This window comes from Sporolituus thermophilus DSM 23256 (assembly GCF_900102435.1).
GTDB classification, from domain to species: Bacteria; Bacillota; Negativicutes; order Sporomusales; family Thermosinaceae; genus Thermosinus; species Thermosinus thermophilus.
The window spans coordinates 63,316-77,818 of record NZ_FNBU01000006.1; the positions used below are offsets into that span (position 1 = coordinate 63,316).

Annotated in this window: 15 protein-coding genes; 12 read left to right on the forward strand and 3 right to left on the reverse strand. The window is 58.8% G+C overall.

What is annotated here, in order from left to right:
- Nucleotides 1-25: 25 nt before the first annotated feature.
- Complete coding sequence (locus BLQ99_RS05230; protein ID WP_093688956.1) at nucleotides 26-2,011, forward strand: penicillin-binding protein; 1,986 nt, start codon at nucleotides 26-28, stop codon at nucleotides 2,009-2,011.
- Nucleotides 2,012-2,023: 12 nt separating this feature from the next.
- Complete coding sequence (gene polX, locus BLQ99_RS05235; protein ID WP_093688838.1) at nucleotides 2,024-3,760, forward strand: DNA polymerase/3'-5' exonuclease PolX; 1,737 nt, start codon at nucleotides 2,024-2,026, stop codon at nucleotides 3,758-3,760.
- Nucleotides 3,761-3,805: 45 nt separating this feature from the next.
- On the opposite strand, the gene BLQ99_RS05240 is transcribed toward polX, so the two are convergent.
- Nucleotides 3,806-4,087 (reverse strand): alpha/beta-type small acid-soluble spore protein, encoded by a 282-nt coding sequence (locus BLQ99_RS05240; protein ID WP_093688840.1) that lies wholly within the window; start codon nucleotides 4,085-4,087, stop codon nucleotides 3,806-3,808.
- Nucleotides 4,088-4,286: 199 nt separating this feature from the next.
- Here BLQ99_RS05240 and BLQ99_RS05245 point away from each other — a divergent pair, with 199 nt between their 5' ends.
- The 9 genes from BLQ99_RS05245 to BLQ99_RS05285 all read left to right on the forward strand — a co-directional run bounded on the left by BLQ99_RS05245 (nucleotide 4,287) and on the right by BLQ99_RS05285 (nucleotide 11,395).
- Nucleotides 4,287-5,957, forward strand: a complete 1,671-nt coding sequence (locus BLQ99_RS05245) for a formate--tetrahydrofolate ligase (RefSeq protein WP_093688842.1) — start codon at nucleotides 4,287-4,289, stop codon at nucleotides 5,955-5,957.
- Nucleotides 5,958-5,979: 22 nt separating this feature from the next.
- The gene (locus tag BLQ99_RS05250) at nucleotides 5,980-6,819 is read left to right on the forward strand and encodes a bifunctional 5,10-methylenetetrahydrofolate dehydrogenase/5,10-methenyltetrahydrofolate cyclohydrolase (protein ID WP_093688844.1); all 840 of its coding nucleotides are present in this window, start codon (nucleotides 5,980-5,982) and stop codon (nucleotides 6,817-6,819) included.
- Nucleotides 6,816-7,280 carry a hydrogenase maturation protease gene (locus BLQ99_RS05255; protein WP_093688846.1) on the forward strand — a complete coding sequence of 155 codons (465 nt, stop codon included), beginning with the start codon at nucleotides 6,816-6,818 and terminating at the stop codon, nucleotides 7,278-7,280. The genes BLQ99_RS05250 and BLQ99_RS05255 overlap by 4 nt, the downstream gene beginning before the upstream one ends.
- On the forward strand, nucleotides 7,273-7,614 hold the full coding sequence (gene hypA, locus BLQ99_RS05260; RefSeq protein ID WP_093688848.1) for a hydrogenase maturation nickel metallochaperone HypA: 342 nt from the start codon (nucleotides 7,273-7,275) through the stop codon (nucleotides 7,612-7,614). The genes BLQ99_RS05255 and hypA overlap by 8 nt, the downstream gene beginning before the upstream one ends.
- Nucleotides 7,615-8,277, forward strand: a complete 663-nt coding sequence (hypB, locus tag BLQ99_RS05265; protein ID WP_093688850.1) for a hydrogenase nickel incorporation protein HypB — start codon at nucleotides 7,615-7,617, stop codon at nucleotides 8,275-8,277.
- 8 nt (nucleotides 8,278-8,285) lie between these two features.
- Nucleotides 8,286-8,465 carry an aspartyl-phosphate phosphatase Spo0E family protein gene (locus BLQ99_RS05270; RefSeq protein ID WP_093688852.1) on the forward strand — a complete coding sequence of 60 codons (180 nt, stop codon included), beginning with the start codon at nucleotides 8,286-8,288 and terminating at the stop codon, nucleotides 8,463-8,465.
- A gap of 13 nt (nucleotides 8,466-8,478) precedes the next feature.
- Complete coding sequence (locus tag BLQ99_RS05275) at nucleotides 8,479-9,666, forward strand: amidohydrolase (protein ID WP_093688854.1); 1,188 nt, start codon at nucleotides 8,479-8,481, stop codon at nucleotides 9,664-9,666.
- Between the two features lie 143 nt (nucleotides 9,667-9,809).
- Nucleotides 9,810-10,583, forward strand: a complete 774-nt coding sequence (locus BLQ99_RS05280; protein WP_216093632.1) for an OmpA/MotB family protein — start codon at nucleotides 9,810-9,812, stop codon at nucleotides 10,581-10,583.
- 26 nt (nucleotides 10,584-10,609) lie between these two features.
- Nucleotides 10,610-11,395: a CheR family methyltransferase gene (locus tag BLQ99_RS05285; protein WP_093688856.1), complete on the forward strand. Its 786-nt coding sequence runs from the start codon at nucleotides 10,610-10,612 to the stop codon at nucleotides 11,393-11,395.
- On the opposite strand, the gene BLQ99_RS05290 is transcribed toward BLQ99_RS05285, so the two are convergent.
- Nucleotides 11,390-12,544 (reverse strand): D-alanyl-D-alanine carboxypeptidase family protein, encoded by a 1,155-nt coding sequence (locus tag BLQ99_RS05290; RefSeq protein WP_093688858.1) that lies wholly within the window; start codon nucleotides 12,542-12,544, stop codon nucleotides 11,390-11,392. The genes BLQ99_RS05285 and BLQ99_RS05290 overlap by 6 nt on opposite strands.
- Nucleotides 12,545-12,792: 248 nt before the next feature.
- On the opposite strand from BLQ99_RS05290, the gene BLQ99_RS05295 reads away from it, so the two are divergent.
- A complete protein-coding gene (locus BLQ99_RS05295) occupies nucleotides 12,793-13,971 on the forward strand; it encodes a pyridoxal-phosphate-dependent aminotransferase family protein (protein ID WP_093688860.1) in 1,179 nt (392 codons plus the stop codon).
- A 48-nt stretch (nucleotides 13,972-14,019) separates the two neighbouring features.
- Here BLQ99_RS05295 and BLQ99_RS05300 read toward each other — a convergent pair whose 3' ends face one another.
- A complete protein-coding gene (locus BLQ99_RS05300) occupies nucleotides 14,020-14,433 on the reverse strand; it encodes a hypothetical protein (protein WP_093688862.1) in 414 nt (137 codons plus the stop codon).
- Nucleotides 14,434-14,503: the final 70 nt, after the last annotated feature.

Genomic DNA, 14,503 nt, shown 5'->3' on the forward strand with positions numbered 1-14,503 from the left:
GTTTCTTGACAAAGGACGGAGAACTATGGCAAAACTGGCGGATACGCCGCGCAAACGCATCTTTTGGTTTATTTTCGGTATCATTGCCGCCCTGGTGGCGCTCGGCGGGCGCATCGCCTGGATCCAGTTTGTGCAGGGCGACCGGCTGGCGGAAAAAGTACGCTATCAGCTGCAGGACAGCCTGGTGCTGCAATCGCCGCGGGGTGCGATTTTCGACCGCGGCGGCCGGCCGCTTGCGATTAGCAGCATGGCTAAGTCGCTGTATGTTAATCCTGACCATTTTAAACAGGCCGGGCAGGACGCCAATGCCGTGGCCGCGCTGCTGGCGCCGCATCTGGGCCTGCCGGCCGCGGAAATCAAGGAGCGCCTGACAGTAAACGGCAGCTTCATCTGGCTTAAGCGGGCGCTCGAGCCGGAAGCGGCTAACGCTGTGGCGGCCCTGATCAAGGAGCATGGCCTCAAGGGGTTCGATTTTGTCGAAGAAAGCAAGCGCTATTACCCTAATGACAGCTTGGCCGCCCATGTCTTGGGTTTTGTCGGGACCGACGACCGCGGCCTGGAGGGTATTGAGCATGCGCTGGACAAGCTTATCAGAGGCGAGCGGCAGCGGCAAATTATCGAAACAGACAGCTATGGCACGCCGATTTTTAAGTCCATCTTTGCGCTCAAGCCCCCTCAGCCGGGCAAGAGTGTCTATCTTACCATTGACAGCACCATTCAGTTTATTGTCGAGCAGAGCCTCGACAAGGCCATGGCGAAGACCAAGGCCAAAGGGGCCACGGTAATTGTCATGAATCCCCGTACTGGCGAGATTTTAGCCATGGCCAGCCGGCCGACCTATAACCCCAACCAGTTTGGGCGGTATAGCGCGAATGAGCGCAAGAACCGCGCTATATCCATCGTTTATGAGCCCGGTTCCACCTTTAAGGCGATCGTGGCCGCCGCTGCCCTGCAGGAAGGGCTGGTGCGCCCGGACGAACGCTTTGTGGATCAAGGCTATATTGAGGTGGCCGGCCGACGCATCAAAAACTGGAGCGGCGATAGCTACGGCCCGGTCACGTTTACCGACATCATTAAAAATTCAATCAATACCGGCTTCGTCCAGGTCGGCATGCGCCTGGGCGCCGTGCGGCTTAATGATTATGCCCGCCACTTCGGGTTTGGCCAGGCGACCGGGATTGAACTGCCGGGGGAGGAAGACGGCATTCTCTTTAACCCGCGGGAAATGCGCGAAACCGACTTAGCCACCATGTCCATCGGCCAGAGCATCGCCGTTACGCCGCTGCAATTACTCACCGCCATGGCGGCGATAGCCAATGACGGCGTACTGTTAAAACCGCATATTGTCAAGGAAATTCACGATGAAAACGGCAAAGTGGTCAGTACTAACCCCACCATGCCGGTACGGCAGGTAGTCAGCCCGGAGACGGCCCGGGCGCTTACCGCCATGCTGGAAAAAGTAGTCGCTGAGGGCGGCGGGCAAAAAGCAGCCGTCCCCGGCTACCGTTTTGCCGGCAAGACAGGGACGGCCGAACGGCTAAAAGAAGGAGGCGGCGGCTACGAGGCCGGCCACTATATTGCCTCGTTTGCCGGCTTTGGTCCGGTCGAGGATCCGCAAGTTGTCGCGTTGGTTGTTATTGACGACCCGGCAGGCGCATACTATGGCGGGGAGATTGCCGCGCCGGTCTTTAGTGAGATTATGATCCAGGTCATGCGTCATCTAAATATTCGTCCCACAACCGACCTTGCTCTGCCGCAGCCTAAGCCGGCCAAACCGGCTATTGTCCCCGGCGGGGAAGCGGCCAAAGGCGAAAAGCGTCCGGCGCCGCCGGGCAAGGTGGTAGTACCTGACCTGCGCGGCAAGTCGATGCGGGAAGTGGCGCGCGAGCTTAGCCAGGCCGGTCTGGCCTTGGCGCCGGTCGGGACAGGCGTGGCCGTCGGGCAGGGTACGCCGGCCAATACCGTCGTTGACCCCGGTACGGAGATTACCGTTTATTTTGAGCCGCAATAAGAGGTGGTTGGGATGGCTGATGCCTATGTTTTGGCCAAAATGTTCGCCGAAATGGCAGTGCTATTAGAACTCAAAGGAGAAAACACGTTTAAAATCCGGGCCTATGAAAACGCGGCCCGCGCACTTAAAGAGCTGAGCGCCGACCTGGCCGAGCTGGCGGCCCAGGGGCGGCTGCAGGGCATCAAGGGCATTGGCAAAACCATGACCCAGCATATCAAAGAGTATATCGAAACCGGACGGGTAACCTATTATGAAGAGCTGCGGGGCCAGGTGCCGCCTGTGCTCTTTGAACTGGTAAAAATCCCCGGCCTCGGGCCGAAAAAGGCGCTACTCCTCCACGAACAGCTGGGTATTAATTCGGTCGGCGAACTGGAATACGCCTGCCGGGAAAACCGCTTGAAAACGCTGAGCGGCTTCGGGGAAAAATCGCAGGAGAAGATACTCGCGGGCATTGACTTTCTCAAAAAGTATCAGGGCCGGTTCCTACTCGGCGATGCCTGGCCGGTGGCGGAAAAAATCGCCGAGTACCTGCGCCAGCATGCGGCCGTCCTGCAGGCGGCGGTAGCGGGCAGCATCCGCCGCCGGGCGGAGACGGTGAAAAATATTGATATTGTTGTCGCCACCGATGATGCTGAGGCGGTAGCCGACATCGTTATCGCCATGCCGGGCGTACAGCGGGTAATCAGCCGGGGGGTAATGGAAATCAGGGTGCTGCTGACGACCGGCATGGAGCTGGCTGTGCGCAGCGTCAAGCCGGCAGCGTATCCCACGGCCCTGCACCATTACACCGGCAGCAAAGAGCACCTCGACCGGCTGCGGGCGGTGGCCGGCGAGCAGGGGTGGCGCATTGATGAACACGGGGTAACCGATGCGACGGGCCGGCGCCAGACAGTTACCGGCGAAGAAGACCTTTATCACCGGCTTGGGCTAGCTTACATTCCACCCGAGCTGCGTGAAGGCCTGGACGAAGTCCGCCTGGCGGCGGCGCGCCGCCTTCCCGACTTGGTAACCACCCAGGATATTCGCGGCGTCTTTCATGTCCATACCGTCTACTCCGATGGTACGGCGACTATTGCCGAAATGGCGCGAAGCGCCCAGGCGCGGGGCTGGCAATACATCGGCATTGCCGACCATAGCCAATCGGCCGTCTACGCCCATGGCCTGCGGGTGGAAACGGTGCGCCAGCAGCGGCGGGAAATCGAACGTCTCAATGCGGCAAACAGCGATTTTACCATTCTCGCCGGGATTGAGAGCGACATTCTGCCCGATGGCTCGCTCGACTATCCGGATGAGGTGCTGGCCGAGTTTGATTTTGTCATTGCCTCGGTCCATTCGGCCTTCCGCCTGAGTGAAGCGGAAATGACGCGCCGGATTGTGCGGGCCATGGAAAACCCTTATGTGACCATACTGGGTCACCCCACCGGCCGCATTTTGCTCGCCCGCGACGGCTATGCCCTCGATTTGGAAGAAGTTATTAGCGCCGCGGCCGGTACCGGCACGGTGATCGAAATTAATGCCAGCCCCTACCGCCTCGACCTTGACTGGCGATGGTGCCGGCGCGCGAAAGAAAAGGGCGTCCTTTTTTCCGTTAACCCCGATGCCCACGCCCAGGACGAACTGGATTATCTTGACTACGGCCTGGCGATGGCGCGTAAGGCCGGCCTGACGGCCGCCGACATCTTGACCAGCCGTGCGCTCCCTGAACTAATGCCGCTGCTTGGCCGCAAGCGGGCCGGACGCGGACCATAGCAGAAAAGGACGGCGCTGGGCCGTCCTTCATGAACACCTAGGAAACTAGGAATTGATATCGTTCTTGGCAGTCATGGTTCCTGTCGAGGCAGTCGTGGTTCCGGTCGAGGCAGTAGTGGCGCTGGTACCGGCAAGGCTGCTTTCATACTGCTCGATCATCCGGCGGACCATGTGACCGCCAACACGTCCGCAGTCGGCAGACGTCATGGTATTCCAGCCGCTTTGGCGCACTCTTTCCGCAATGCCGAGCTCGGAAGCCACCTCGAACTTCATGCGGTCGAGCGCATTTTCCGCTGCCGGATTAACAGGTTTTCTGCTTCTTGCCACATTTAACACCTCCTTATTGCTTGGTACTAATATTATCGGTTGTGCATGCCTCTTTTATGCCAGTATTATTATGTTAAATAGTGGCAGGATAGGAAACGCTTATTTTCCATTTAGCAGGAATTTCTGGACAGCAGGGCGAAAAGGGTATGCCCTAGACAATTTTATCTTCAAAACAGCTAAAAATGCGAGGTGTTATGACGTGCTGAGCGACATCGAAATCGCCCAGGCCGCGAAAATGCGCCCGATCGACCAGATCGCGGGTGAACTGGGTATTGACGCCGATTATGTGGAACACTACGGCCGGTATAAGGCGAAAATTGCCCTCGACTTCTATGACAAGGTAGCCGGCCGACCGGACGGCAAACTTATTCTGGTAACGGCGATTACGCCGACGCCGGCCGGCGAAGGCAAGTCGACCACTACCGTCGGCCTGGCTCAGGCCATTGCCAAACTGGGCCATAAAGTGGCCGTGGCGTTGCGCGAGCCGTCGCTCGGCCCTTGCATGGGCGTTAAGGGAGGCGCCGCCGGCGGCGGTTATTCCCAGGTTGTGCCCATGGAGGACATTAATTTGCATTTTACCGGCGATCTGCATGCCGTTGGCAGCGCTCACAATTTGCTGGCGGCAATTATTGACAACCATATTCACCAGGGTAATGCTCTCGGCATTGACCCGCGGCGCATTACTTGGCGGCGGGTGGTCGACATGAACGACCGGGCGCTGAGAAGCATCGTTATCGGCCTGGGCGGCAAAGCCCACGGCGTGCCTCGGGAAGACGGCTACGACATTACCGTTGCCTCGGAGGTTATGGCCATCCTGTGCCTGGCCACCGATTTAGATGATCTCAAAGAGCGCCTGGCGCGCATCATTGTCGGTTACAGTTATGACAACAAGCCCGTCACCGTGGGGATGCTCAAGGTGCAGGGGGCGATGGCGGCCTTGCTGAAAGATGCCATTAAGCCCAACCTGGTGCAGACGCTGGAGCATGTGCCGGCGTTCATTCATGGCGGGCCCTTTGCCAATATCGCCCATGGCTGCAATAGCGTCATGGCCACCCGCCTGGCGCTGAAGACCGCGGACTATGTTGTTACCGAGGCGGGCTTCGGTGCTGACCTGGGGGCCGAAAAGTTTTTTGACATCAAGTGCCGCTATGCCGGTCTTAACCCCGAAGCGGCCGTGGTGGTTGCTACGGTAAGAGCGCTGAAGATGCACGGCGGGGTCGCGCGGGCGGCGCTGACCGCGCCGGATGCCGACGCAGTCAGACGCGGTGCGGCGAATCTCGAAAAGCACGTCGAGAATGTGCGCAAGTTCGGCGTCTCGGCCGTGGTGGCGGTTAATATCTTTCCTACCGATACCCCGGACGAACTGGCGGCCGTGGTCGAAGTTTGCGACCGCATCGGCGTGCCGGTCGCTCTGTCCAATGTCTGGGCCGAAGGCGGCCAGGGCGGGATCGAACTGGCGGAAAAGGTGCTGGCCGCGGCTAACAGCGGCGAAAGCCGGTTTACGCCACTTTACCCGCTGGATATGCCGCTGGCCGACAAAGTGCGCGTCATTGCCCGCGAAATCTACGGCGCGGACGATGTCGCGTTTACCAAGGAAGCGGCCAAGACCATTGCCGACCTGGAGGCCATGGGTTATGGCCGGCTGCCGGTCTGCATGGCCAAGACGCAATATTCCTTCTCGGACGACCCGACCCTGCTCGGCCGGCCGGAAGGCTTCACCATCACCGTGCGGCAGGCGCGGGTATCGGCCGGCGCCGGTTTCGTCGTCATGCTGACCGGCGAAATTATGACTATGCCAGGACTTCCGAAAGTACCGGCCGCCGAGAAGATTGATATCGACAAGAGCGGCCGCATTACCGGTTTGTTCTAAAGCAGCTAGGAGGTATTCGAAGTTGGCCCTGATTCTTGACGGCAAAGCCGTTGCCGCCGCCTATAAAGCCAAAATAAAAGCCAAAGTCGACGCTCTGGCGGCGAGAAACATAACGTGTGGCCTTGCCATCCTGCTGGTGGGCGATGACGCCGCATCCCGCATCTATGCCGACCGGCTGGTTAAACTGGCCACTGGCTTAGGCGTACGGGCGGTGGTGCGCCACCTGCCAGCGGACGCAGCCGAGGAAGAGGTGCTCACCCTGGTGCGCGAGCTTAATGCGGACGGCAGCATCCACGGCATCTTGCCGATGATGCCGCTGCCCCCGCATCTGGCCGCCGACCGGGTCGCGGCCGCGCTGGCGCCCGACAAGGATGTGGATGCGCTTCATCCTTTAAATGCCGGGTTGGTGGCGACCGGCAAGAGCCGCTGGGCGCCTTGCACGCCGCGGGCCGTAATGGCCATTTTAGCCCATTATCATATTGATGTGAGCGGGAAGCATGCCGTAATTATCGGCCGCAGCAATGTGGTGGGCAAACCGCTCGCCCACCTCCTGCTTGGCCAAAATGCCACTGTCACGGTATGTCATTCTAAGACCGGTGATTTGGCGGCCCTGACCCGGCAGGCCGATGTGCTTATCGCCGCCGCAGGCCGGCCGGCGCTCATCGGGCCGGACATGGTGCGGCCCGGGGCCGTTGTCATCGACGTGGGCATTAACGAAGTAAACGGCGCCGTTGTCGGTGATGTGGCCTATGACGCCGTCCTGCCGGTCGCGGCGGCGATTACGCCCGTACCGGGAGGCGTCGGCGCGGTAACGACGGTAATGGTCGTAGAGGCCGCCCTGCGCAATTTTGGTGACTTATGAGCGATATAGTCGTTGTTGGATTTGGCAATCTCCTGATGGGCGACGACGGGGCGGGCATCAGGGTGGTGGAGCGGCTGAACGACTTAGGCCTGCCGTCCGGGGTGAAGGCCTTGGACGGCGGGGTGGCTTCGTTTGAGGTGCTTGCCGGTCTCCGCCAGGCCCAAGCCATTATCATCGTCGACGCGATGGCCGCCGGCGGTGCACCTGGCGCTGTTTACCGGATGACCCCGGCCGACCTCGGGGCGCCGGCGCCGGACCGCGCCTTTTCGCTCCATGAGTTTACCTTGCTGGAGGCGCTACACCTGGCGGCGAAAGTAGCGCCGCTGCCGCCGGTCGTTATCTACGGTATCGAGCCGGCCAGCGTCGAGCTCGGCCTGGAGCTCACGCCGCCGGTAGCACAGGCGGTCGAGCGAGTAGCTAACCTGATTATGGACGAGCTCAGGAGTGAATTAAATGCATGAAATGGCGATCGCTCAGGGCATTCTGGATATTGTCCTCGCTACTGCTGCAAGTCATGAGGTAACAGTGGTGCGGCGGATAAAGCTGCGGGTCGGGGAAATGACCGAAGTAGAGCCCGATGCCCTGCGGTTTTGTTTTGCGGCGCTGGCAGCCGACACGCCGGCTGCTCCGGCTGAACTCGACATCGAGGTGGTGCCGCTGGCGGGGCGCTGCCAGGACTGTCGGCACGAATTTGCCGTGGAGCGCTACCGCTTTTTTTGTCCGGCCTGCGGCTCTGCCGGGGTGGAGATCATCTCCGGGCGGGAACTGCAAGTGGAGCACTTGGAGGTAGAATAGATGGAAATCAAAGTAATGGCCAATATTTTGGAGAAAAATGATCAAATCGCGGCGGAAGTGAACAAACTTTTCAGCGCGCGGGGGATTTTCGTCTTCAACCTTCTCGGCTCGCCCGGTTCGGGCAAGACGTCCCTCCTGGAACGCACCATCGCCGCCCTTAAGGGAAAGCTGCGGTTGGCGGTAATCGAAGGCGACCTCTTTACCTCCAAAGACGCCGAGCGCATTGCTCGCCATGGGGTGCCGGTAGTACAGATTAACACCGGCGGAGGGTGCCATTTGGACGCCACCATGGTTAAAAACGTGCTGGACAAACTGGCGCTTGACGACCTTGACCTCATTATCATTGAAAATGTGGGCAATCTGGTATGTCCGGCCGAATTCAACATCGGCGAGGACGTTAAGGTCACGGTGCTCAGCATTACCGAAGGCGAAGACAAGCCGCTGAAATATCCCCTCATCTTCAAACAATCCCGCCTGGCCATCCTCAACAAGATTGACCTTTTGCCATACACCGAATTTAATTTGCAGGCAGCGGTAGACGATATTACCAGCATCAATCCCCACATTACGCTGCTAAAGACCTCGTGCCGGACGGGTGAGGGTTTGGACCGCTGGTTCGACTGGCTGCGGTGCCAGGTTGAAAGTAAGAAGCGAAGGAGTTAACGAAAATCATGGCAGAAATTGACCGGTTGGCGGAGAAAATCGAGGAGCTTCGTCAGCGGCTCTGCATTCTGGTGGACAGCAAGCAGGGCAATTTAAATGACCCTGAAGTAATGGCGCTCAGCGCCGAGCTTGACTGCCAGATAGTCAGTTACCAGCGGGTCAGGCGGGCAGCAGCCGACCAAAAGTAAAGGAGGAAGCTTTTTGCTTGCCATTATTGGAGGCACCATTTTGCCGATTTGCGAGCCGCCGTACACCGGCGGCGTTGTTTTTGTCGACAAGGGCAAAATTATTGGCATTGGACGGGAGGGCGACATTCCCGCCGGGGCGAGAATAATCGACGGCCGGGGCAAATATATCACGCCCGGGCTGATTGACGCCCATACCCATCTGGGCGTCTACGCCGAGCAGCAGGCTTGGGCGGGGGAAGACGTCAACGAGACCAGCCAGCCGGTCACGCCGGGGATGCAGGTCATTGACGCTATAAACCCCGCTGACGCGGGCCTGGCGGACGCCTGCGCCGGCGGCGTAACCACCGTTATGGTCGCTCCCGGCAGCGCCAACCCCATTGGCGGCCAGGCGGCGATAATCAAAACGCGCCGACAGGCCACCGTGGAAGATATGCTCGTCAGGCGCCATGCCGGTTTGAAAATTGCCTTTGGCGAAAACCCCCGGCGCGCCTACGGTAACCACAAAAAGATGCCGGTGACGCGCATGGCTACCGCCGCCCTCATTCGGGAGACGCTGCTCAAAGGCCGGGAGTATATGGCCAAAGCCGCTGACAAGGAGCGGAATGTTGATTTAGGGCTGGAAGCGGTGGTGCGCGTACTGCGCCGGGAGATGCCGCTGAGGGCCCACGCCCACCGTGCCGATGACATTGTCACCGCGCTGCGGATCGCCCGGGAATTTAATGTGGACATAATCATCGAGCATGCCACCGAGGGGCACCTTATTCCCGAGGTGCTGGCCGAGCGCCAGGCGCGGGTGGTGCTGGGCCCGCACCTAATTACTCGCAGCAAACACGAGTTGAATGAACGCAGCTTTGCTGCACCGGCGGTGCTCGCGGCGCACGGCGTCCCGTTCGCGCTCATGAGCGACCACCCGGTCGTGCCCAGCGCCTTTTTGACGGTCTATGCCGGACTCGCTGTGCGGTTTGGCTTAGGTGCGGAGCATGCTCTGCGGGCCATTACGCTGGATGCCGCCGAAATCCTCGGTATTGCCGACCGCGTCGGGGCCATTGCTCCCGGCAAGGACGCCGACCTGGTGGTGTGGCGTGGCCATCCGCTGGAGCTCACGGCCATGCCGGAATGGGTCATTGTTGACGGCTGGGTTGGCAAGGTTAATAAGGAGCAGAAGATTGTCAGCTGGGAGCCGTGGGCGCCGGCCATATAAAAACAACACCCACGCCGCTCGGCGTGGGTGTTGTTGCCGGTAGGAAAAACAGCCACTGGTGGCGAATTACCATGATATCAATTTGGCGTTACTTTCCACTTTCAGTTTACCATTTACCATTTTCCAAGGCAAAGGAGATAGTTATGGCCAGAAAACGGGGAACAGGCAGTGGGGGCGGCGGCCATGACGCCACCGGGATGATGCGGTGGCTATTGACCTATGCCGACTTAATCACGCTATTGATGGTCTTTTTTGTCGTTATGTATGCAATGAGTTCGGCCGACCAAAGGAAATTCAACGCCCTTAAGGCTTCGCTGGCTACCGCGCTGCGCACCGAGGGCGCGGGCGCCAATCTTATCTTCGAATATGCCGGCAACCGGCCGTTCAATCAGGCCATCAACCCTGAGGGGGCGGAAAAAGAGCTGGAGGCGTTCCGGGAAATCATTAACCAGGTGCAGCAGCGGGTCAAAGACCCCCAGGGAGTAGGCTTTGCCGTCAGTGAGCGGGGTCTGACCATCCGCTTCCTTGACAGCGTTCTCTTTGATCTGGGGCGGGCCGACCTGCGGCCGGACGCCCTGCCGCTCTTAGACGCCGTGGCGGGCGCGCTCAAGCAGACCGATAACTACATCCGGGTCGAAGGGCATGCCGACAACCTGCCGATAAGCACCGCCCAATTTCCTTCCAACTGGGAGCTTTCGGCGGCGCGGTCGATTGCCGTTACCCGCTACTTTATCGACAAGCACGGCCTTGAGCCGCGGCGGCTGTCTTCCCTCGGCTACGGCGAGTACCGGCCGCTGTATCCCAACACGTCCGAGGCTAACCGGGCGAAAAACCGCCGGGTCGATATTGTCATTCTCCGCAGTGAAAAGGCCGGCGGCGAAATCGACGCGCCGCAGCCGGCGCCGCGCCAGCCGTAAGATAAGTTATCCAGGGGGGTTAGCCTGTGCAGAGTGAACGTGACTGGGAGCAGTTTAAGCAAAAGTTATTTGCCAAGTCCGGCATAAATCTCAACGATTACAAGCCCACGCAGATGCAGCGGCGGATCACTAATTTCATGACCCGCCACGGTGCCGCCGGTTATCTGGACTTTTACGCCCTCATTGACCGCAATCCCGGGCTGTATAAGGAATTTATCGACTTTCTGACCATTAACGTTACTGAGTTTTTCCGCACGCCGGAAAAGTTTGCCGAGCTGGAGACCAAGGTGCTGCCTGATTTGCTGGCCAGATCGGCGCGGCTGTCGGTGTGGAGCGCCGGCTGTTCGACCGGGGCGGAACCCTATTCGCTGGCGATAATTCTTGCCGACCTGACGCCAACCACGCGGCACCGTATTTTGGCCACCGATCTGGATGTGGAAATGCTGGCCAAAGCGAAAAAGGGGCAGTATGCGGCGAATGAACTCAAGAACATTCCGCCGGCCCGGCTGCAGAAATATTTTATGCCCCAAGTGGGCGGCCTTTTCGAGATTAGCAGCGACATCCGCGGCCGGGTGGAGTTTCGGCGCCATAATCTGCTGCGCGACTCCTTTGAGAGCGGCTTTGACCTCATTGTCTGCCGTAATGTCGTTATTTACTTTACCGAAGAAGCGAAGGACGCCTTGTACCGCCGCTTTTTCGCCGCGCTTAAGCCGGGGGGCGTCCTGTTTGTTGGCGGCACCGAAGCAATTCTAAATTTCCGCGACATTGGTTTTGTCAGTTACCTGCCGTTTTTCTACCGCAAACCGCTATAGCACGCCCCAATTGGCCAGCAGCCCAAACAGGCGGAGCAGCTGGTCAAAAAAGACGGTGGCCGGCGTGCGCTCGGCAATATCTTTGCCGGCGATAACGTCTACCGTTTTTACCGCCTTGTCGTGAACATAAAAGATAATTTCCCCGATTTTTTGCCCCTGATACACCGGGGCTTTAATTTTTTCCGGCAGGTCAAGCTCGACGCTCACATACGGGTAGTCGGCGGCCGCAACTACCAGCGCGGCCGGGGTGGCAACGACGGCATCTGCCATATCGGCCTGGCCGCTTTCCACCGGAATGGCGGCCAGCACGTCGCCTTCGTCGGCGTATTCGAAGAGATCGTAGCTGTCAAAGCCGTGCTTTAGGAGCATCATGGAGTTGTACCACCGCGCGTGGTCATGGAGAACCACGGTGATTAGTCGCTGATTGCCACGGGTAGCGCTGGCGACCAGGCAGGGCCCGGCCTCGCTGGTGGTGCCGGTCTTGACGCCGTCAGCCTCTTCCAGCATCCAGAGCAGCTTGTTCGTGTTGCGCAAATTGCGGTCCCGTTCGCGCCCGCTGCGGTCCAGCCATTCAATGGTCGTTTCTTTCGTGTTGACGATTTGGGCAAAAACCGGATTGGACAGGGCGTAGCGGGCCAGCCAGGCCAGGTCAAAGGCGGTGGAAAAATGCCCTGGCGCGGTAAGACCATGGGGATTGACGAAATGACTGTTTACGGCGCCGATTTCCTGGGCCCGTTTGTTCATCATGGCGGCAAAAGCTTCCACCGAGCCGGCCAAATGCTCGGCGATGGCCACGGCGGCATCGTTGCCGGAGCGCAGCATCAGGCCGGTCACCAGTTCGCGCAGGGTCAGCGTCTGGCCGGCATAAAGGTTCATGGACGAGCCGCCGGTGCCGGCGGCGCGGGGGCTGACGCGCACCACCTCATCCAGACGGCCGCTTTCGATGGCGATGATGGCGGTGAGGATTTTCGTCGTGCTGGCCGGCGCGCTACGTTTATGCATATCTTTTTCAAACAGCACCTGACCGGTCTTAGCGTCCATGAGCACGGCGGCCCGGCAGTTAAGCTTCGGGACAGCCGCCTGCACCGCTGCCGTTAACAGAAGGGCAAAGGCGGTCAGGGCTGTAAGCACTTTGAAAAATAAGCGCATAGTACCCCTCCCCTGCAATCATTTAATTATATGACGGGGCCGCCTAATCATACCATTCTTGGCAAAGATGCCTGCGTGATGACAGGCCCGCCGGTAATAGGCCGGTGACAGGCAGGGATACTGGAGAGGTAAGGATGGTTTATGCCACCTGGTTAGAAGTAAAAAAATTGCATACAAAAAAGGAATTTTCCGCCAATTAACGTATTTAAAAATAGAAGTATTAGCCAACTTTACAAAGGAGTGATTATATGACCAAGAAAGCGCCTTTAGTCATGATCCCTGGTCCGACGCCGGTGGCCGAACCGGTCCGCCAGGCTATGGCCGTGCAAACTTACGGACACAACTACAGCGGTTTTGTTGAAATATACCGCGAGTGCCTCAATGGTCTGAAGACGATTTTCCAGGCGGACCATATGGTGGTTATTGGCGGCTCGGGAACCCTGGCGATGGAAATGACCCTTATTAACACCGTTAAGGCCGGTCAGGACCTCCTGGTCGTGTCCCACGGCGCTTTTGGCGACCGGTTTGCCGCCATTGCCAAAGTGCTTGGCATTAACGCCGACGTGCTAAGCTGCCCGCCCGGCAGCCGCGTGCCGCTTGCGGAAATTGAAAAAGCTTTGGCCAGCAAGCGCTACGCTGCCTTGACCCTTACCCATGTGGATACTTCCACGGGCGTGTTGGCCCAGGCCAAAGAAGTTGGCGAACTGGCGAAGAAATATGATGTCCTCTACATTCTTGACGGTGTGTGTGCCAGCGCCGGCGTGCCCGAACCGATGAAAGAGTACGGTATTGACGTTATCGTCACCACCTGCCAGAAAGCCTTCGGTACGCCCCCTGGTTTGACCATGATCGCTTTCAACGAAAAAGCCGCCGCCCGCCGCGACGAACTGGGAACCGTACCCGGCTATTATACCGACTGGAAGAACTGGATGCCGATAATGGAGAACCCGTCACTGTACATTTCCACGCCGCCGGTTAACCATATCGTGGCTCTCAATGAGGCGGTCAAGCTCATTTTGGCCGAAGGTCTCGCGGCCCGGTATGCCCGGCATGAGCGCATCGGCCGCAGCTTCCGCGCCGGTCTGGCCGCGCTTGGCCTGGAAACGGTGACGGAGAAAGAAGCGCTGGCGCCGACGCTCAGCGTTGTCAAGTACCCGCCTAACGTGGATGATGCCGCTTTCCGCGCCAAAGTGGAGGAGAACGGCGTGTTCATTGCCGGCGCCCTTGGGCCCCTGAAAGGAAAAGCCTTCCGTGTCGGTCACATGGGGATTATCGGGATGGATGAAATCGCGATTACCCTTACCGCCATTGAACGCGCACTGGCTGCGCTTGGCGTCAAGGTTACGCCTGGAGCCGCGGTCGGCGCCGCCTGGCAGGAGTGGGACAGCGTCCGCCCTGCACAAGGTTGTGCATGCTGCTGCGGCTAATAGCTATTAATTTTATGGCAAAGCGCCTCCGGATAACCGGGGGCGCTTTTACTTTTCCCTTGGCCCTTTTGCCCCTGCCTGATAGGGTTTAAGGCGCTGCCAGTGGGATTGGATTAGCTGATCGAAGCGCCGGATGGTGGCGGTCCGTTCGTTGCGCAGCGCCTGAATGGCACTATAGACGTTTTGGTCAAAGGCATATACTTTGTGCTTAGGTACGGTGACCGGCTTAGCATATTCCACCAGCCGGGTAGCCACTTTCACGTTACTTTTCCCTTCTTTGAGCAGTACCGCCGGTTCAAGCATGTCCGAGCCGTCATAACGGTGAATAAGACAGTTGGGCTGGATGCGGTCAATGACATTTTTGTGCTCGCCGTCAAGGATGATGGCCGCGCCGCAATCAGGACAAGCAGGAGTACCGAGCGCCATCCAGGTGTGGCAGTTGGCGCAGACAATTCCGTCCACGGTTAAATCCCTCCTGGTCAAGCTTTGTTTTATTTTTGCCGGAAAATAGGCGGCGTATCCGGCAAAAATT

Coding starts and splice junctions, on each gene's coding strand:
- BLQ99_RS05230 (WP_093688956.1), top strand. CDS start 26: ATGGCAAAACTGGCGGATACGCCGCGCAAACGCATCTTTTGGTTTATT.
- polX (WP_093688838.1), top strand. CDS start 2,024: ATGGCTGATGCCTATGTTTTGGCCAAAATGTTCGCCGAAATGGCAGTG.
- BLQ99_RS05255 (WP_093688846.1), top strand. CDS start 6,816: ATGAGCGATATAGTCGTTGTTGGATTTGGCAATCTCCTGATGGGCGAC.
- hypA (WP_093688848.1), top strand. CDS start 7,273: ATGCATGAAATGGCGATCGCTCAGGGCATTCTGGATATTGTCCTCGCT.
- hypB (WP_093688850.1), top strand. CDS start 7,615: ATGGAAATCAAAGTAATGGCCAATATTTTGGAGAAAAATGATCAAATC.
- BLQ99_RS05270 (WP_093688852.1), top strand. CDS start 8,286: ATGGCAGAAATTGACCGGTTGGCGGAGAAAATCGAGGAGCTTCGTCAG.
- BLQ99_RS05280 (WP_216093632.1), top strand. CDS start 9,810: ATGGCCAGAAAACGGGGAACAGGCAGTGGGGGCGGCGGCCATGACGCC.
- BLQ99_RS05290 (WP_093688858.1), bottom strand. CDS start 12,544: ATGCGCTTATTTTTCAAAGTGCTTACAGCCCTGACCGCCTTTGCCCTT.
- BLQ99_RS05295 (WP_093688860.1), top strand. CDS start 12,793: ATGACCAAGAAAGCGCCTTTAGTCATGATCCCTGGTCCGACGCCGGTG.